Below are 18,211 nucleotides of genomic sequence, written 5' to 3' on the forward strand. Positions count from 1 at the left end.
GGCGCTTCCTTTGCGTTTCAGACGCTTTGTCTAAACCATATAGGAACACCGCGCCAAGAACAAAGCTGTGATTGCATAAATCACAAATTTTGATCACCGTGGTGGGGCAGCGCTGTGATGACATCGCCCAAACAGGCGAGGTAGTCGCGCGTACAAAACACCGGGCGACCAGTTGCAGCATATCGTGATGCTGCGGACATCAATGTGCCGTTCCCGTAAAGACTATGCACCTTTCCGGTTTCGGCTTTGTGAACACCCGCCAGGCTCGCCTGCCGACACAGGACCGCTGCCATTGTCGGCCGCGCGGCTTCTGGCAATGCCAGCAAAACCCGCGCGGCCATTTCAATATCGGCCAGTTGGACCGGTTGCATCACGCCGTTTGCAACACAAGGCTTTGCGATGGACCGGTCCCATAGCGCGCCGAAACCTGCGCGATCTCTACCCGATAGGGCAGCACGCCCACATCAGCCAAACGCGTGCTATTGGGGTAACTCCAACCGGGTGTGCTGACCGTCTCGGTACGGCGGACAACACCATTCTGCACCACCCTGACTTGATAGCTTTCAATCTCTTCTCCCAGCGGTATCTCACCGTCGGTCCAAATATCGCCATCGATCCGGCTGCACCGCATCCATGAGACTTCGGTGCTGGTCGCTGCATCGTGTGCCTTTAAATGTACGACGGGATAAGGGCGCAAACCATTGCCCTGAAACCGATGGACGGCATAACGAAAGCTTGGATCAGAAAGCGGCCGTGCCGCTGGCCCATAGCGAAAATGTCGGTCAAGCCCGCGCGCCGCAGTGGGAATAGCGATTTGGGATGGTATGCCATCCATCAATACCACCCGCGACCCTGCCGGCCATGCTGCTGGCATCGCCCCCCAACTGCCAGCCTGACCGCGTAGCAAACCGGTCAATCTGTAACGCCGATCACCAACCAAAATTGCATCCTGAAACTGCAAGAGCTCCCAGTTGTCCGCAGCCCCATCCCCGATCGCAATGGTGTTTGCACCCGACAAAAGGGCTTCGGATGTCGCCGAACTAAGCGTGTTATTGATCAACGTGATCTCAAGCCCCGCTTGCCGATCCCAAATCCCCACTGGACCTTTGATAAGCGCGGTTTGACTGAGGCCCATCGTTCCTGACCGGTCGATGACAGTTTGAAGCGTGTAGCCGCTGTCTTGGGCCGCCCCGTAAAGTGCGATATTTCCCGGCCATGGACGCCCAGCGCTTACGAAATAGGGCGCGTGTGGCATCTCATCGCCGGTCAGCAGCGGGAGATCCAAAAACAATGCTTCAACGGGCGTCGGTCCCACGTAGGGCGCAAGAACTGGCCCGTTGTCGGTCGTGATTTGGGGGCGGTAGACTTCTGCATCGACGCGGGTTGCCTCGATAAGGCGCAGGCCACCTTCCTCAACACGGTCAACCCGGTAGTGTCCTTTATGCGTAGCTGTATCCAGGCCGACCACATCGCCCGCGCCAACAGCCAATTGTGAAGGAGGCAGCGCAAATATGGCTTGATCGCGACCAATCCGTGCTTCCTGCAACCAACGACTAACCGCGTTTTTGCCTTCGTCACGGGTCAGTGCCAATGGCACCTCTGTGCGACTTAGCCCAAAGGTCTGTTTATCTGGATGGACGGCCTCGGCTGCCACAGGTTCGTAGTCGCCGTCCGCGTTAAGGTGTAAAAATTGCATGCGCGCGGCAAGTTCAGCCGACGGCCGTCGCGTCAGGGCGATCGACTGGTCTTTTTCGGTGTCTATCGCCAACTCGTTATCGGTAATGATGTGATCCACCGTTCCTTCACGGTTTTCAAACACCAATACACCGTCACGCTCCATTGCCTCAAACCCGTAGGTCATCATCAATGGCTGAAGCGCGGCACGCCCCGATCCGATGTCACTGACCACATACCCGCGCACGATCCCATAAAGCCGGGAAGTATCATACCGGGTCACCCCAGAGCGCTCGCAAATTTCTGCGACAACAGACGCAAGTGACCTGTTCGTCGACCGCCCGTTAAGCCAGTGTCCGCGTCCGTAGTTATCACCATCTGACCATAGCGTCCGGTTACCAGGGAAGAATGGGAAAGGGCGCGCATCCCACGCCCATACATGCATACGGGCTGTGTCCACCATTTGCCCGACATATTCCGATGATGTAGGGTTATTCGCACTTTGCCCGTAATAACCGTAGACCGCGCGCAGATACTGCATCTGGATAAAATCATCACGGCCGCCGGTTGAATAATGTGGCAACTGCGACTCTGATGATTTGGGGTCCAGGAATTTGTTTGGTTGGTTGGTTCCCTTATCGATCGCGGCACAGCCAAATTCAGTGAACCAAATCGGCTTGCTTTGCGGCACCCACGCGGTTGGTGACGACGCTCTTACGCCGCCGACCCGGTTATGGTGCGCATTCCCCCACCAACCTTGCAAATCCTTATAGCGCCAGACCCATGGCTCTCCTTGCCCGTCGGTGATGGGCGTACGGCGTTGCGCCGCGCGGGCTTCGGGTGTTGTATAGTACCAGTCAAAGCCTTCGCCACCAGCCACATTGGATTGTAAGTAGTCCAGATTATAGATCGACCGTGCGTCACTATCAGCATGATCAGCCCCGTCGCGCCAGTCCGACAGCGGCATGTAGTTGTCCACACCAACAAAGTCGATATTTGCATCTGCCCAAAGCGGATCCAGATGAAAGAACTTATCTGCCGTACCTATGGGCTGATATCCATGATATTCTGACCAGTCAGCAGCATAACTAATCTTGCATCCGCTACCAAGGATGGCACGTACGTCTGCGGCTAGCGCCCGCAACGCTGAAACCGCTGGGAAATCATTGCTGGCGCCACGAATTTGGGTGAATGCTCGCATTTCAGACCCGATGCAAAATGCATCGACGCCCCCAGCGGCCTTGCACAGATGTGCATAGTGCAGAATGAAACGCCGATATCCCCAATCTGCTGGACCAGTGTAGTTCACCTGACTGCCCGATATGCTGAAATCAGCCACAGTGGCAGCGCCCATAAATGCCGCCACTTCAGCTTCGGCCATGACCGTGCCGTCACTGGTTCCGTCCATATTGGGCGCAAGCGCTGTTGTGATACGCCCACGCCAAGGCAGCGCCGGCTGGCCAACGTTTCCGCTCCACGGGTCGGTCAGCGTATTGTCACCCAACTGTTCCATCAGGATAAACGGATAAAACACAGGTAATAGTCCGCGCGCACGCATATCTTGCAGCGCTTCAACCACCGACTCATCCGTCGGCGTCCCGCCATACACGGGCTTGTCATCCAAGCGCGGAATGAGATCGGCCGCGCCGCGCGTAACCCCGGTCACACACCAAGGCATGTCTGCGGCATCAACGGTTGCCTGTTCAACCTTTGGCTTGATCCGACAGTTGCCACAGCGCAGATCATCGCCAAACCACGACACGACCATCATGACGGATTTGCACGCAGGCAACTCTTCGGTCAGCGCGGTCATTGATACGCTAAAATCAGATTGACCCGAAGGCGAGTTGGTATTGATCGCAACCTGTTCGCCATACGACGGTGAAAGATACACTTGCGACGTTGCCAAAGAATATTCTCCCGTGCCCGGGATCAATGCAACACCCGATACCAGATCATGCAATTCCGCAGACACGGGTGCCGGGCGCATCACTTCAAAGGTCAATTGCGGAATACGATTCCCGAACTGTCCCAAAGGCACATCTTCAAACACCACATATGCCGTACCGCGATACGCAGGGGTGTCATCGATACCCATGATCGCGACCATTTTCGGATCCGGCTGTTGGTCCAGCGCACCTGTATAGACGCGCATGTTCAAACTGTCTTGCGACACCTCAACGCCGTCGGCCCAAATCCTTCCCACACGACTGATTTCGCCCTCACACAGCGCCACCGCAAAACTGACAGAATACGAATAAGACCTCACCTCAGGCGTCGGTGCGCCCCCCTTGCCTCCCCCGGTCGTTTTATTGGTTTCTTGAAAATTGGACGCCCAGATTACCTGCCCCGCCACGCGCGTACGCCCATAGACTTGCTGCAGATCGGCGCCTTCCGACGCCCCCATCAGCCGCAGCCTATCCACCCGCCCGGTTTCAACGGGCTCACTTCCCCCACCTAAGATTTGCTGATCAATCCGACGCCCAATCGCCGCTCCCGCGGCGCGCCCAATCGTGGCCATCGACAGCCCCAAAACTGACCCACCAAGAGAGCCGCCAATGGCCATGCCGGCCGCAGATAGAACGATTGTTGCCATGACGCGTTATCCTTTTATAATCTCAAAACGCGCAGCAATACGTCTGCGCCAAGGGGCCGACAGCGGGCTTTCGACCACGCCGTGCCCGGTGTATGCGTGAATAAATGCTGGGTTCGGGTCCCCGAACGACACGATCCCGATATGTTTGGCCACTGCGTCCGCGCGCATTCGGAACAAAATCACTTGTCCTGAACGCAGTACAGGGTCCGCAACCATCGTCATATGACGCAGGGCCGCAGCATATAGCAGCTCCGTCCCCTGCGGTTCGGACCAGTCAGGCGTGTACGCAGGAACCGTTTCCGGCTCACGACCGTAAACCTCGCGCCAGACACCGCGCAACAGGCCCAAACAGTCGCAACCCACATCCTTGACCGAGGCTTGGTGAACATAAGGTGTTCCCATCCAACGCCGCGCAGCTTCGACAATTCGCGTGTCCATCGCACTAACCACCGGTCGGACCGCGCATCAGCCAGTCTTCGCCAGGGATGTCGGGAAACCCTTGAAAATTGGCAATATTTTCGAATTTCAGTCGGCAGGTTTCAGCACGTTTGTCACAGCCAGCAACCAACCGGACCCGATCACCCATCGCAATCGGCATTGGGATCGGCTCCCACAAGGTGATAACGCGCATATCCCCGTCAACCTCATCAGATTTGATGACGCCCCGCAGGCCCGATGCAGCACCAGATTCCACGATCAATTGACCAGCGTCGAACCAGCGCGGATTGAAAGTGTTCAAACCGGAAAATGTAAACCGCTGACCGCTCTTCACACCCTCAGGCACAAGATCAACAGCGTAACGTGCATCAGACGTATCAACGCCGCAGCGCGGATCGCCCAGCACAGCACTGCAAGTCGTCAAATATGACCGTCCTTGCGGTTGGTTCAAAGCCTCGGTCAAACCACGCAGCTCAGCTTGAAACCCGCCGTTCGCACGCGTCATTTCGCCAATCGTGCCATAGAACCTGACGTGCCGGGCTTCGGGGCTGTCCCACTGCACCAACCACGTCGTCACCTCTGCGCCATCATAGCGCCCCGCGAAAATATCCTCTTCAGTGATCGCTGCGGACGACAGCACGCCAATCGCTTCGGTATTATTGACTGCAAGACCGGTTGTGCTGGACAATGCCCGCGCGCTTAATCCACTTTCTGGCTGAAATGTCATCCCACCAAAGGCGATCGCGCGATCATGATCCGTGAATCCCAACGTCACGCCATCAGTCCGGGCAATGGACCAGCAGTGGCATACACGGGTTGCGCCTGTTGCAAGATGCGCGTGCAGGTCAAGCACAGTCATACCCGCACCTCCACAACTGGCACATTAGGGACTTCGCCCGCCTGAAAGTTGGAAACAGAGGTCAAAATCGCATCGGTGTCGAACCGCACCGGCACATCGAACTCATAGCCTGCGCGGATTTCGGCACCAATATCAGGCGGGTGTGGAAAGCTGACCAGACCGGTGTCGAAATCAACGCTGAAATCAACGCCGTCCTGCTGCGCGACGCCCGCAACAGAAATACGGACCGATCCGCGCACCGGCTTCGTAATCGGGCGCGCATAAGTGGTCGTACCCGACCGATATGATTTGATTAATGGGAAGGTGCTGGTGATCTCGTCACCGACAGCAATCAACTGATCTTCTGCATCGATTTCGCGCGACGGAATACTCGACTTATAATCGCTCCAGTCTTTCCACCGAAAGCCTATCAACTGCCCCTGTCGGGCCTCGAAAAATGCGACCAAAGTCTCGACATCGTCAAGCGAACGCAGTCCCATTCCCGCATCATAGCGACGGCGTGCGTGCGCCCAAGGTGTATTGCGTTCTTCATATCCATTGGCAAGCGTGACAATATCGGTGCGCCGCTCCGGGCCTCCAATGGCGCCCAAACTTAACGATGCGGGGAATCGGATCTCGTGAAAGGCCATGACCTACTCCTATCGATTGCGTTGACTGCGGCCCAATGCGCGCGCCACTTGCGTGGCGATCTGGCCTTGGCTGCGTTGAAAACTTTGGGCGTCAGGGGTCGATATGTGCATATTTACGGTCACGGCTCCGCCGCCTTGGGTACGCACACCCAATCGACCATCAGCCCCCCGCGACAATGGCATGATCGCCTCGGGGCCCGCTTCCCCCATCAGCCCGGTGCCCCCGCGCATCGGAAAGCTCACGGGGCTGCTGACGACACCGCCTTTGGCAAATGGCATGACCCGACCTTGGGAAAATGGCGCGCCGTCCGCATACGGCATCATGCTGGACACTGCCGCATTCAGCCCATTGGCCAACAGACCCCCAACGTGATCCATGACCGGGTTCACCGCTGCCGCATACGCAGTGTTAATCATTGACTGCGCAAGCCCGCCCAGCGCATCCGACAGTTTCATGCCGTCCAATACCAGCCCGTCAAAAGCCCGGCGCAAACCACCTGAAAACCCACGCTCCAGTTTTCCCAAATCGCGGGTGGTGTCGGCCAGCGATCCCTGCATGCCGCGCAACTGACTGTCAAAGGCAGTCGCCACAGCCGAAGCATCGCCCAACGTACGCTCTAGCGCGCTGATATTGCTATCTAACTGATCAATTTTGTCTGAATCATCCATCTCTATTCTCCTGTGGCGTATCCGGAAATGCCTGCTGCAATGCAGACAAGCGGGAGCGGTCCATCGGCGGTGTTTTCTGGGTCATCCCCAACATAATCTGCAATTCAATCGGGGTTAGCGCCCAAAACTGCGCAGGGGTCAGACGTAGCCCATGCAGCCCAGCCTGCATCAGCCCTTGCCAATCCAAACCGATCATGTCGGCGGGGCAAACGCACGTGCAAGCAATGTGGCAGCCACCTGCGCCGCACCGATCGGCCCACCCGAAATTTCAGCTGTCATCAGGTCAGCTGATATTCCCGTCCACCCGCCGCCACGTAATCCGGCAACAATCACCGCCATCACATCACGGCTGGAAAACGCGCCACCCTCGAACCGGCGGATCAGGTCGATCAATGATCCTTCCTGCAACCCGGCCTCCAGTTCGGCCAGCGCCCCCAAGGTCAGCTTGCAGGTCTGGGATACCCCGTTGATCTGCACCGTCACTTCACCAGTCCAAGGGTTTGCCATCAGATAATCGCCGTGAATGTTAGCGCACCCGCCGATGCCAACGACAATTCATACGTCGCCTCACCATTGTGCGACCCGGCATACTCAATCGACGTGATCTGGAATGCACCTTCGACTGTGCCAAAATCAGGGATAATCACCTGAAAATTAGGGGTTTCCCCGTCAAAGAAAATTTGGCGCGCACGCTCGTCCGTGGCCGCATCCTTGAAAACCCCTGACCCCGAAATGGACGCAGTCTTCATACCAGCACCCGCCAGCAACTCGCGCCAGCCGCCACTGCTTTCCAAACTCGTCACATCAACGCTCTCAGCATTAAAACTGATGCGCGTGGCACGCAGGCCTGCGGCGGTTTCAAACAATCCGCCACCCGTCATATCAATCTTGACCAATAGGTCTTTACCGTTTTGGGCTACCATCGCCATTACTCCTTGGGGTTAAATGTCATCCGCGACACGGGCGCGGAAAATCACGTTGATCTGGCGGACATCACCCGTGCCAACACGAGCAGCTTTCGCCTTGAAAAAATTGAGCGACACCAGGCTCCCGCGGCTGAGGTTCAGATCGGCATCTACCAATGCGTCTGACACTGCGGCTGCCGCGTCCTTAGCGCTGGAAAACCCGGCGCTTTCGGTGACGACTGTGATGGTGAATTCATGCAGCGCGCCACCGCCGGTCTGGTCAGAGGCATCACTTACTTCCTCTGCCCCCAACACCACATAAAGCGGTGGCAAAGTCCCACCGGGCAGTGCGTCATAAATCGCCGTGCCAACTAAACCTGTCAGCGTCGGATCACCCGACAACCTACTGTAAACAGCGGCCTGCAATGCAGAAGCAACGCCATAGCTCATGATGCAGTCTCCTCTAATGCGTGACAGGTCAGATAGCGGGCGTCGGTGCCCTGCTCTGCCACAGCCACAATGTTAAAAATCCGGTCTCCTTCACAAAACCGCTGTCCAGCAACGGGACGTGATGGGGCACCGTACGGGGTTGCACGCAACGTGATACGGTAAGGCACGCGTGATACAGTGGCCGCAAAAGCAGCGGTCTCACGCCCTGTGCCCGCTGTCACCTCGGCCCAATGCACTCCCAAAGGCTGCCAGTCCCGGATATAGCCGCCTGCGCCATCGCCAACACGCAACGGGGCCTCAAGGACAAGCGCGCGGTTCAACTTTGGCGCGTTCATACCGGCCCCCCCATAAACAACCGCACAGTGCGGTAAGGGGCGATCAGTGCCGCCACTCCAAACGGCATTGCCGGTGTCCCATGGACGACGTCATGGCGAAATTCGTAATAATGCGCGGCCAGCATAACGACAGCCTGCGCAATGTCGGCAGGTAGATCTGACCACTCCGGGCCAAATCCAGCCATGAGCCCGATGCGCACGCTCCCGTTTGTAGGAATTGCCGGCAGCGTGCCACCGGTCGCCTTCACACTGGGGCGCTGCTGGTCCGGCTCCAGACACCACGCGGCGGTATCGGCCAGTGTTTCATCACCGTTGAACCCGACCAACGTGAGGCCGGTAATTGCGCTTACCGGGGCGATGGGGATCGTTTGCCGACGCGCATCGCGCCACGCAGTCAACGTCCAACTGAAATCGCGTTCGATCAGGATTTTCCCGGTACGGGCTTCGATCGCCGCCATTGCCGCGCGCAGATATGATTCCAACACCGCATCCTGAAACCCGTCATCCGAAAACCCGGACCCAAAGCGCATGTGGTCTTTAAATTCAGCCACCGGAAGCGCGGATTGCGGCACCGTGGTCTCTTCGACTAACATCATGGATTTACTCCGAAAATCTCTGATCTTTCGGCCCTTTGGCCAGTAATCCCGGGCGCGACACCCCTGCATCGCTCGGACGGAAGGAAGCAGCTAGACAATGCAGGACTGCCAGACCTGCGCCCGGGAGACCGAAGGGCGCTTGCGCCCCCCGGTTTCACGCCAGCCTTAGCTGGTCGCGAACTTCAGCAGCTTGATCGCGCCAAAATCGCTCACGGCACCGCCAACACGTTTTGTGGCGTAAAACAGCACGTGCGGCTTGGCCGAAAACGGATCGCGCAGGACACGCAGGTCAGGGCGTTCGGCCACGGTATAGCCCGCGCCAAAATCACCAAAGGCAATCGCCATCGCATCTGCCGCAATATCCGGCATATCTTCGGCGATCAGCACCGGATAGCCCATGAGCCGCGCAGGCTCGCCCGCTGCCAAACCATCCGACCACAAGAAACGGCCATCATTGTCCTTCAGCTTGCGAATAGTACCGGCAGTTTTTGAATTCATCACAAATGTGCCATTTGCCCGGTATTCGGCACCCAGCGCGTACACCAGATCAACCACGGCATCGCCGCCATCAATCCCGCCAGCTGTCCCCGTGGGCACGTAACCAATGTTGCCCCACGCCCAGACATCGTTGTCGACCGTCGGATAGGTCAGCACGCCCTTTGGCTTATCCACACCATCACCGTTGATGAACGCGCCTGCTTCCGAGCGGGCAAATTTATCCGCAATACGTCCGGCCAGCCAACCCTCAATATCAAATGCACTGTCATCCAGCAGGCGCTGCGACGCTTTCGGCAGGGCCGACAATTCGTGCAGCGGAATGGTGATGCGATCGATCTGCGGCGACGCGGTTTCAGATACGGATCCCGTCTCGGTGGCCCAACCGGCACCCATTTCTGTGTGGTCAACCAACACGTCATATGATGTGGCATCCACGTTGACGACGTTGGCAATCGCGCGGATCGACGCGGTCGACGACAGCGTGCCCTTAATCGTGTCCGCAGTCTGTGGATCAACCAGATAACCGCCATCAGCAGCAATCGCCGTGTTCATCGATTTGCCGTCCAGCTCCAGGCCGCGCAGCGCGTCGTCATCCCCTGACCGCAGATAGGCGGCAAATGCCTTCTGATGTGGCGCCTCGACCGCCGCTGTTGTGGCCAGCGCAGAGCGGGCAGTGATCATTGTTTTACGGTCCAGCTTATTCATCCGGTCATCCTGTCTTTGCATTTTGGCATTAATGCCGTTGGAAAAGTCTTTGAAATCGCTCACAAACCCGGCAATCGCCGCATTCAGGCTCTGCGCCGGAGACACATCTTCCCCGACCCGAGAATCTCTCTCAGTCTTGCTCATCAATTCGTCCTTTGGTGCAGTCGGCGGGGTTAGGTCCGCGCCATCAGGCGACGGGCATCTTCAAACACCGCAGCCAGGTCACGCAGCATCAGGGCATTCGGGTCATCACCCTTGGCCGCAACACGCGCATCAGGAAGCATGGGGAATGTCACCAATGACACCTCCCACAACTCCAGCTCAGACAACAGGCGTCCGCCCTTGTCGTTCTTGTGCGCCTTCACAGTGCGATAACCGATGGATAGCCCATCAATCGCACCGGCGCTGACCAAAGATGCCGCCTCGCGGCCCTTGGCCACGTCAGTCAACAACCGGCCCTTGACCCACAGGCCTTTGACATCCTCGCGAACCTCGTCCCATACCCCGATTGGCTGTGCGGGATCATGCTGCCAAAGCATTTTAATCTGGCGCCCTTTTGCAAGGGACGCAGCATAGGCGCCAGCAATAACCGTATCGCCGCCTTGATCAGCCTTGCCAAACAGGGACGCATAGCCACTGATCACCGATCCGTCGGTCACCGTCACCTCTGCATCCAGCTGGCAAAATTTATGCTCTAAACTCATAGTATTCTCCCGCTCAGTGCTTTCACAATTTCGAAAATCAACAGACCGAAACAGCCGCAGACGATAAACCAGATCTGCCATTCCAACCGGGTGACCATGAATTCAATCCGGCCCAACCGCACATCGACCTGCGCAAACCAAAAATCAGACACAGGCGGCGTCGGCTTGCCGTGCGGCTTGCCCTTCAGGTCGACAACCTTATTGTCCATCGCCAACCTCAAGTGCCGGAAGCCCAAGCAAATTGCGCTTTTCGGCGTCTGTCAGAAACGCCGCATCTGCGACCCGTCGCCAATGGGCGTCCCGCTCTGACGAAAGGGCGGAAATCTGGTCTAAATCCGGCCGCAGCTCAACGCGTTCACCCGTGAAATCCGACAACCAATCCGCAATCGCGCTCGATACACGGGTGGCCAATGGCAGCACGGTCAGACGATAAAATGCTCGGTTGGCCTCTTGATAATTGGCATAGGTCGCGTCGCCGGGAATTCCCAGCAACATCGGCGGCACCCCGAATGCCGTCGCGATTTCGCGTGCAGCGGCCTCCTTGGTTTTTTGGAATTCCATATCAGAAGGCGAGAACCCCATCGGCTTCCAATCAAGTCCCCCCTCCAGCAACATAGGCCGTCCGGCATTGCGCGCACCTTGGTGCTGGGTTTCCATCTCGCTTATCAGACGGTCATATTGATCGGCCGACAGCGACGCCTGCCCATCGGCGCCCCTGTACACAATCGCGCCAGATGGACGGGCCGCATTGTCCAACAATGCCTTTGACCATCGTGACGCCGCATTATGCACGTCAATTGCATTCGCCGCAGCCTGAAGCGCTGAAAACCCATAGTGATCGTCTTGCGGATGAAAGCTTTTGATATGGCAAATCTGGCTTTGATTTTCCGCAGCGGCAAACCGATGCTTGCGTCCGTTCACATTGTATTCATAGGCAATCGGCCAACCATTTGCACCCGGGACAACGGACATGCGGTCAGACCGCAGCACATGCATCTCTAACGGTAATTCCGCGTCACCGACCGCCTCCAGATACCCGTTACCAGTCAGCAGCAGTTGTCCAAACAGCGCCTCAAGCAACTCCGCACGGCCCTGCCCCGCATTCGGCCGCGCCAAAAGCGCCAGTACCGGGTGGTTGTCATAGCGGCGCTTTGCGTCTTGCAAGACCAGCGGCAGTGCGGCAGCGGCCTCGGCAATCATCTTGACGGCACGAAAACCGATCGGGTTAGCCGTAAAACCGGTCTTGGTCAGTGACACAACATCACGAGGGCTCCACGCGACACGACCTGCGCCCGACATCGCCATGACACGCCCGGTGGCGGATGCCTTGACCTCTGGCGCGTCCGCGTATGGCTTGGGGCGGTTCAAAAACTCAAACATCCAAAACTCCTTTGTGCCAACCGGCCTACGGTGACCGTTTGTAATCGGTGAACACAATTTGCATTGAAAGCATTACAAAGTTGGTAGGGATGCGTACGCACCCCTACGCAACGGTCTCAAAGGCTGCGAATGCTTGGGTTTTGCCACTTTGCAGCGGGCGCAATCATCAAATCGTACAGCGCCCAAACCAACGCATCGACACGGTCAGGCGACCCGCGGCCCACATATCCCTGTGTGGTCATCTGACACATCTGGTCTTCAAGCTGCGCCAATCCACGGGCATGGCGCACCCGCCCTTGTTCATAAAGCGCAGCAATCGGTTCGGCCCGCGCAACCTTGCCCTTGGACGCATGAACAGACCGATATGACACCAATGGATCAACCTGACGCAAAACGGCTTCCACCATGTCGCCACCCTGATTGACCTCGGCAACCAGTCGATCGCCACCAAACCGGCGCATCCCGTCGACAGCCGCCTGTGCCCAATCTAAGGGGCGCGCCGCCGACATCGACAGATCCGCAAGGATATAGGCCCGCCATTGATGCGGCGGGCCATCCACCACCACACCGGCAACAATGATACCACATTGATCCGATCCTTTATGCGATGTGCCAGGCGGATCAATCGCGACCACCACCCGGCTACAAGGCGGCAGGTGGTCGGCTTGCACCCCTGCCAACTGGTCAACCCGCCAAAGCGCGCCATCGACATCATCAAGCAACACGCCCTCGATCTCTTGGCGACCCAATGATGTCCCGCCATAGCGCGCTTCAACCTCTGCAATAAAACTCGGTGCCAGATTGGCGCGGTTGGCTTGCGTTGGCGCATGGGTCACAACCGTGGACGGCAAATCAAGCAGGTCGCGTAACACAGCAGCACGGCGCGGCGTCGTCGTCACGCAGGCCTTCGGATGATCCCCCAACCGCAAGCCGAACTGCAACATATCCCATGTGTCGCCACCTTTGCGCCACTTGGCCAATTCATCCGCCCAGACTGCGTCAAACTGCGGCCCACGCAGGCTCTCGGGGTCGTGCGCTGAAAACAACTGCGCCTGCGCGCCATTGGGCCAAACCAGCAAACGCCGTGTCGCAATCCATTCGGGCCTGCGATCCCGCGGACTTACCGCCATGATACCGCTTTCGCCAAACACCATCACCTCGCGGGCTTGGTCCATCGTTTCGGCGACAATCGCCATACGGCGGGCATGGCCAGGAATGCTCGGTCGCGGCCCCTCAACCATTGTGCGCACCCATTCCGCACCGGCACGTGTCTTGCCCGCGCCACGGCCCCCCATAATAACCCAGGTTCGCCAGTTACCCTTGGGTGGCAACTGATGGGGCAAGGCCCAAAAGTCGAAAAGATACGGAAGCGCCGCAATTTGCGCTGGCGTCAGTTGATTGAGAAACTCAATCTGCGTCATGCGCGGTCCGGATGCGATCAATTTGGCGCCCGATGTCAGCCCGCAGGTCGTCATAGTCGATGTCTTCATCAGGTGCGGTTGCTTTTTGGTGTGCATGAAAAGCCTCTTCTGCCGCGAGCACTTTCAAGTGCGCCGATTGCAATTCGTTCATTTTATTAAGAATAGGTTTTGGCGTATCGGTCGTAAGCGGGCCCGCCTGCGCCATCATCAGCACAAGTGAAGCCCGGATATTTTCGTAAAGTTGGGAAATTTCGGCCACACGCGCCGACGCGTTATCAGCGGCCTGTGGCCCCTGATCAGATAATTTGTCCATGATGTTTTCGCCTGTAAAGGTAATCTTCCGTTACATCGAGAGGCGCACAATCTCGCCTTCTAGCAAAATTCACTTAGACACAAAAAACCCGAAAAGTCAAACAGCCGGGGCCGCATTACGCGCCCCCGGCTGTCATTTCATTAACCTTTACAATGCCTTAATTGTCAGTACCGCTTTGTGCCTCCAGCTCGCGCCAGCGTGCTACATTGCGGTTATGGTCATCCAAGTTGGTCGCAAAAGCGTGCCCACCCGTGCCATCCGCCACAAAGAAAATATAATCGGTGGTGTCAGGGTTCAACGCCGCTTCGATACTTGCCAGCCCCGGATTTGCAATCGGTGTCGGCGGCAATCCAGCAATGACATAGGTGTTATACGGGGTTTCTCCACGCAATTCACTTTGGCGCAAACCACGGCCCAAAACACCTTCTCCGTTGGTGATTCCGTAAATCACGGTCGGGTCTGTTTGCAACTTCATGCCTTGGTTCAGACGGTTCACAAATACGCTTGCGACTTGACGACGCTCCTCGGGAACACCCGTTTCCTTTTCAACGATACTTGCCAAAATCAGCGCCTCTTCGGATGAATTCAGCGGCAAACCGTCCGCACGTTCCGCCCAGGCAGCCGCCAGAATTTCGGATTGCTTTTCCGTCATCCGCTCAAGAACCGACGATACCGCCGTTCCCGGCGTAATATCATAGCTAAACGGCGCCAAAGATCCCTCTGCTGGTATGACGTCCACGTCGGCCGTAAGAACGTCAATGGCGCTTAACTCGTTCACGATCTGCCAGCTTGTGACACCTTCCGCCAATGTCACGCGGTAACGTGTGTCCGCAGCTGCCCGCACCTCAGAATATTCAGCGGGCGTTTCGACCTCTTGCGGATCATAGCTCACCAATTCGACAAAACGATTCGTGGCGGGGTCTAACTCACGGACCTGAATTTGCATGCGGTTGATACCAACGCGGTACACAATCTCAGTCCCGCAAGTGTTTTGACCACCACGGGTGATGATGCTGACAATCTCTTCCATCGACGCGGCTTCTGGAACAAGAAAGCTCCCGGCCTTAAGCTGACCGGACTTTTCTGTATAATCTGCACCCGTTTCAAAAATGAACGGCGACCCAATTGCGCCCTGCGCGGACAAGCTGTCGGCCATTTTTGACATGTTCGCGCCACTGGGCACCTGAAAGCAGATCGCCTGTGCCAGCGGACCGGGGGCGCTGTATTGCTTTGCCCCCCAGCCGATAGCGCCGACCAACAGGAACAAAGCCACGATAAAGAACGTCAAAAAGTTAGACGCGATGTGACGCCACATCAGCTAACCTTTCCGAACACAACGCTCGCATTTGTGCCGCCAAAGCCGAAAGAATTCGACAAAGCGATGTCAATTCTACGTTCCCGTTTCGCATTCGCGCAAAGATCAACAACCGTTTCGACCGCGGGATTGTCCAGATTGATCGTCGGCGGCGCAACTTGATCGCGGATCGCCAAAATCGAGAAAATCGCCTCAATTGCGCCCGCAGCCCCCAAAAGGTGACCTGTCGCGGACTTCGTGGACGACATTGTCAACTTGGCAGCGGCCTCTGGCCCCACCAACCGTTCAACCGCACCCAGTTCGATGGTGTCAGCCATCGTCGATGTCCCATGCGCGTTCACATAATCAATCTGCGTCGGGTCAATCCCCGCATTGCGGCAGGCCGCGCGCATCGCACGCTCTGCCCCTTCGTGATCAGGTGGTGGGGCGGTGATGTGATGCGCGTCTCCGCTCAACCCATAGCCCAGCACTTCGGCATAGATACGGGCGCCGCGCGCTTTGGCATGCTCGTATTCTTCCAGCACAACCATGCCGGCGCCCTCGCCCATGACAAACCCGTCACGGTCAGCATCCCACGGGCGGCTCGCCTTGGTTGGGTCATCATTGTGCTGCGTGCTCAATGCTTTACACGCGTTGAAACCCGCAATGCCCAGCTCGCAAATGGCCGCTTCAGCACCACCTGCAACCATCACGTCGGCATCACCATATTGAATCAGGCGGGACGCATCGCCAATCGCATGTGCACCGGTTGAACATGCCGTCACAACGGCGTGGTTCGGACCGCGGAAACCGTATTTGATCGACACCTGACCTGAAATCAGGTTGATCAGCGCACCTGGAACGAAGAACGGCGATACACGGCGCGGTCCTTTTTCGGCCATCATCACGGCAGTATTGGCGATCGAATTCAATCCACCGATGCCCGAGCCCATCATGACACCCGTGCGTTCAAGGCTCTCGCGGTCGGTCGGCATCCAGCCAGCGTCTTCGATCGCTTGCTGGGCGGCGGCCATACCAAACAGGATAAAGGTATCGACCTTACGCTGCTCTTTCGGCTCCATGTATTTGTCGGCATTAAATGTGCCGTCGGTGCCATCACCCAACGGAACCTCGCACGCATATTGGGTTGTCAGACGGCTAGGATCAAACCCCGTAATCCGGCCAGCGCCCGATTGCCCATCCAGAATCCGCTTCCACGATTCTTCAACTCCATCCGCCAAGGGTGTGACCAACCCCAAGCCTGTTACTACAACGCGACGCATATGATGCCCTCACCTTTTGGCGTATTTGAATGCAGTGATAGACCAGCCTGCATCACAGGGGCAAGAGCCGGAACAAATTCCGCCCGAACCCAGGCCTGTTTTCAGCCACCCTTAACGGTTTCCCGCATAGGGTGTGCTAAGTATTCAGCAAAACAGGTTTCCCACATGCGCCCGCGCAATTTAATATTTGCGATACTCACATTGTGCTGCGCGACAACCGTACAGGCGAATTGCCGGGTGATCGATACACTTGATAACATGCATGCAACTGAAATGCGCCTTATGCGCGATGTCCGGTCCGCGCTCTTTATGTCCGAGATCAGGCGCCTGATCCGGCAGGCGAACCAACTGAATGGCACAATCGTCTTAACTGCGATAGGCGAACCCGCATATTCCCGAAAAGGTGCCTCATTTATTCGTTTCATCAACAACGCCAAATCTTTATCAGGCCAAGTCAGCATAGATGATCCAGACACCGCGGCACGCTATCTCTCTCGTTCATCGGTCCGAAATAGCGTTTTTGCCGTCGGGGAATACCTTCCGCAAATGCGCTGTAGCATGGCCGAAATTGCCGATGCGCCCCCGCTCGCGTATATGGCCCCTGACGAGCCACTGATCGATCCGGAACTTCTTATCGAACACTTTCAGGGCGCGCTATCGCTGAGGAATGTGATCTACATCTTGTCGATCTCGCTGGTCATACTCGGTGCCGGGTTGCTGTCGCAGTCGCGTTTCACACTGAAAAAGCCGGGGTTTGTGCGTTACAAGGCCAACTATACCTCGCCCTTTAAACATGGCGGCAATATCAGGGTTGGCACCGTCACAAACATCAGCAAATCAGCAGCAACTGTGCAGGTGGACGCAGAAACCAAGCTGGAAAAAAGCCAAAAGGTTTCACTCTTACTGAGCAACGCGTGGGTGCCCGGTACGGTCGTGTGGGTCAATGGCCAGCATGCGGGGTTGCGCTTTACCAACGCGATCCAACGCGGTGTTTTAAAAGAGATACGAAAATCGCGCGGCACCAAAAAAGCCGCAACACCATAAAAAAACGGCGCCCAAATGGACGCCGCTTTTTCGAATAAACCATCAGACGCTTATTGTGCGCCGCCGATGAATTTCACTGCATCGCCGAATGTCTGAATGGTTTCAGCAGCATCATCAGGGATTTCAATCCCGAATTCTTCTTCAAAAGCCATAACCAATTCAACTGTATCAAGGCTGTCTGCACCCAGATCGTCGATGAATGACGCAGTTTCTGTCACTTTGTCTTCTTCAACACCAAGATGCTCTACTACGATCTTGCGTACGCGGTCAGCAACGTCGCTCATGTCAATTCCTCATGTCTTTCTGGACTTTCGCCCGTTCTGATTTGGGCTTTCGCCCGACTTAACTTTCCCCTTGCGGGGTTTGCACGATCTGCGCTGCAATATCGGACGTGACGTCACATGCACTTTTCGGCAAA

At 56.9% G+C, this 18,211-nt stretch carries 22 protein-coding genes; 1 reads left to right on the forward strand and 21 read right to left on the reverse strand.

Annotated elements, in window-relative coordinates:
• Positions 1 to 80: 80 nt before the first annotated feature.
• The 20 genes from ACXJGX_RS01055 to fabF all read right to left on the reverse strand — a co-directional run bounded on the left by ACXJGX_RS01055 (position 81) and on the right by fabF (position 16,749).
• The gene (locus ACXJGX_RS01055; protein ID WP_474779149.1) at positions 81 to 371 is read right to left on the reverse strand and encodes a DUF7742 family protein; all 291 of its coding nucleotides are present in this window, start codon (positions 369 to 371) and stop codon (positions 81 to 83) included.
• Positions 371 to 4,270, reverse strand: coding sequence for a baseplate multidomain protein megatron (locus ACXJGX_RS01060; RefSeq protein WP_474778282.1), 3,900 nt, complete (start codon positions 4,268 to 4,270; stop codon positions 371 to 373). The genes ACXJGX_RS01055 and ACXJGX_RS01060 overlap by 1 nt, the downstream gene beginning before the upstream one ends.
• 6 nt (positions 4,271 to 4,276) lie before the next feature.
• Positions 4,277 to 4,708 (reverse strand): NlpC/P60 family protein, encoded by a 432-nt coding sequence (locus ACXJGX_RS01065; protein WP_474778283.1) that lies wholly within the window; start codon positions 4,706 to 4,708, stop codon positions 4,277 to 4,279.
• Positions 4,709 to 4,712: 4 nt separating this feature from the next.
• Positions 4,713 to 5,567, reverse strand: coding sequence for a DUF2163 domain-containing protein (locus tag ACXJGX_RS01070; protein WP_474778284.1), 855 nt, complete (start codon positions 5,565 to 5,567; stop codon positions 4,713 to 4,715).
• On the reverse strand, positions 5,564 to 6,196 hold the full coding sequence (locus tag ACXJGX_RS01075; RefSeq protein WP_474778285.1) for a phage distal tail protein, Rcc01695 family: 633 nt from the start codon (positions 6,194 to 6,196) through the stop codon (positions 5,564 to 5,566). Before ACXJGX_RS01075 ends, ACXJGX_RS01070 begins: the two co-directional genes overlap by 4 nt.
• Positions 6,197 to 6,205: 9 nt before the next feature.
• Positions 6,206 to 6,865, reverse strand: a complete 660-nt coding sequence (locus ACXJGX_RS01080; RefSeq protein ID WP_474778286.1) for a phage tail tape measure protein — start codon at positions 6,863 to 6,865, stop codon at positions 6,206 to 6,208.
• Positions 6,858 to 7,061: a rcc01693 family protein gene (locus ACXJGX_RS01085; RefSeq protein WP_474778287.1), complete on the reverse strand. Its 204-nt coding sequence runs from the start codon at positions 7,059 to 7,061 to the stop codon at positions 6,858 to 6,860. The genes ACXJGX_RS01080 and ACXJGX_RS01085 overlap by 8 nt, the downstream gene beginning before the upstream one ends.
• A complete protein-coding gene (locus ACXJGX_RS01090) occupies positions 7,058 to 7,372 on the reverse strand; it encodes a gene transfer agent family protein (protein ID WP_474778288.1) in 315 nt (104 codons plus the stop codon). Before ACXJGX_RS01090 ends, ACXJGX_RS01085 begins: the two co-directional genes overlap by 4 nt.
• Entirely contained in the window at positions 7,372 to 7,788 is a 417-nt protein-coding gene (locus ACXJGX_RS01095; protein WP_474778289.1) for a phage major tail protein, TP901-1 family, read from the reverse strand. Before ACXJGX_RS01095 ends, ACXJGX_RS01090 begins: the two co-directional genes overlap by 1 nt.
• An 18-nt stretch (positions 7,789 to 7,806) precedes the next feature.
• Complete coding sequence (locus ACXJGX_RS01100) at positions 7,807 to 8,220, reverse strand: DUF3168 domain-containing protein (RefSeq protein WP_474778290.1); 414 nt, start codon at positions 8,218 to 8,220, stop codon at positions 7,807 to 7,809.
• Positions 8,217 to 8,555: a head-tail adaptor protein gene (locus tag ACXJGX_RS01105; protein ID WP_474778291.1), complete on the reverse strand. Its 339-nt coding sequence runs from the start codon at positions 8,553 to 8,555 to the stop codon at positions 8,217 to 8,219. The genes ACXJGX_RS01100 and ACXJGX_RS01105 overlap by 4 nt, the downstream gene beginning before the upstream one ends.
• Complete coding sequence (locus ACXJGX_RS01110) at positions 8,552 to 9,151, reverse strand: head-tail connector protein (RefSeq protein ID WP_474778292.1); 600 nt, start codon at positions 9,149 to 9,151, stop codon at positions 8,552 to 8,554. Before ACXJGX_RS01110 ends, ACXJGX_RS01105 begins: the two co-directional genes overlap by 4 nt.
• 165 nt (positions 9,152 to 9,316) lie before the next feature.
• Complete coding sequence (locus tag ACXJGX_RS01115; protein ID WP_474778293.1) at positions 9,317 to 10,498, reverse strand: phage major capsid protein; 1,182 nt, start codon at positions 10,496 to 10,498, stop codon at positions 9,317 to 9,319.
• Between the two features lie 29 nt (positions 10,499 to 10,527).
• On the reverse strand, positions 10,528 to 11,058 hold the full coding sequence (locus tag ACXJGX_RS01120; RefSeq protein ID WP_474778294.1) for an HK97 family phage prohead protease: 531 nt from the start codon (positions 11,056 to 11,058) through the stop codon (positions 10,528 to 10,530).
• Complete coding sequence (locus ACXJGX_RS01125; protein ID WP_474778295.1) at positions 11,055 to 11,267, reverse strand: hypothetical protein; 213 nt, start codon at positions 11,265 to 11,267, stop codon at positions 11,055 to 11,057. Before ACXJGX_RS01125 ends, ACXJGX_RS01120 begins: the two co-directional genes overlap by 4 nt.
• A complete protein-coding gene (locus ACXJGX_RS01130; protein ID WP_474778296.1) occupies positions 11,257 to 12,438 on the reverse strand; it encodes a phage portal protein in 1,182 nt (393 codons plus the stop codon). The genes ACXJGX_RS01125 and ACXJGX_RS01130 overlap by 11 nt, the downstream gene beginning before the upstream one ends.
• A gap of 116 nt (positions 12,439 to 12,554) precedes the next feature.
• Positions 12,555 to 13,859 carry a DNA-packaging protein gene (locus tag ACXJGX_RS01135; RefSeq protein ID WP_474778297.1) on the reverse strand — a complete coding sequence of 435 codons (1,305 nt, stop codon included), beginning with the start codon at positions 13,857 to 13,859 and terminating at the stop codon, positions 12,555 to 12,557.
• On the reverse strand, positions 13,846 to 14,172 hold the full coding sequence (locus ACXJGX_RS01140) for a hypothetical protein (RefSeq protein ID WP_474778298.1): 327 nt from the start codon (positions 14,170 to 14,172) through the stop codon (positions 13,846 to 13,848). Before ACXJGX_RS01140 ends, ACXJGX_RS01135 begins: the two co-directional genes overlap by 14 nt.
• Positions 14,173 to 14,329: 157 nt before the next feature.
• Positions 14,330 to 15,487 (reverse strand): endolytic transglycosylase MltG, encoded by a 1,158-nt coding sequence (gene mltG, locus ACXJGX_RS01145; RefSeq protein ID WP_474778299.1) that lies wholly within the window; start codon positions 15,485 to 15,487, stop codon positions 14,330 to 14,332.
• Positions 15,487 to 16,749: a beta-ketoacyl-ACP synthase II gene (gene fabF, locus ACXJGX_RS01150; protein ID WP_474778300.1), complete on the reverse strand. Its 1,263-nt coding sequence runs from the start codon at positions 16,747 to 16,749 to the stop codon at positions 15,487 to 15,489. The genes mltG and fabF overlap by 1 nt, the downstream gene beginning before the upstream one ends.
• 273 nt (positions 16,750 to 17,022) lie before the next feature.
• Between fabF and ACXJGX_RS01155 the strand changes: the two genes are divergently transcribed.
• Positions 17,023 to 17,793, forward strand: coding sequence for a PilZ domain-containing protein (locus ACXJGX_RS01155; RefSeq protein ID WP_474778301.1), 771 nt, complete (start codon positions 17,023 to 17,025; stop codon positions 17,791 to 17,793).
• Positions 17,794 to 17,843: 50 nt separating this feature from the next.
• On the opposite strand, the gene ACXJGX_RS01160 is transcribed toward ACXJGX_RS01155, so the two are convergent.
• Positions 17,844 to 18,077, reverse strand: a complete 234-nt coding sequence (locus ACXJGX_RS01160) for an acyl carrier protein (RefSeq protein WP_474778302.1) — start codon at positions 18,075 to 18,077, stop codon at positions 17,844 to 17,846.
• Positions 18,078 to 18,211: the final 134 nt, after the last annotated feature.

The organism is Yoonia sp. SWMV100 (assembly GCF_056108365.1).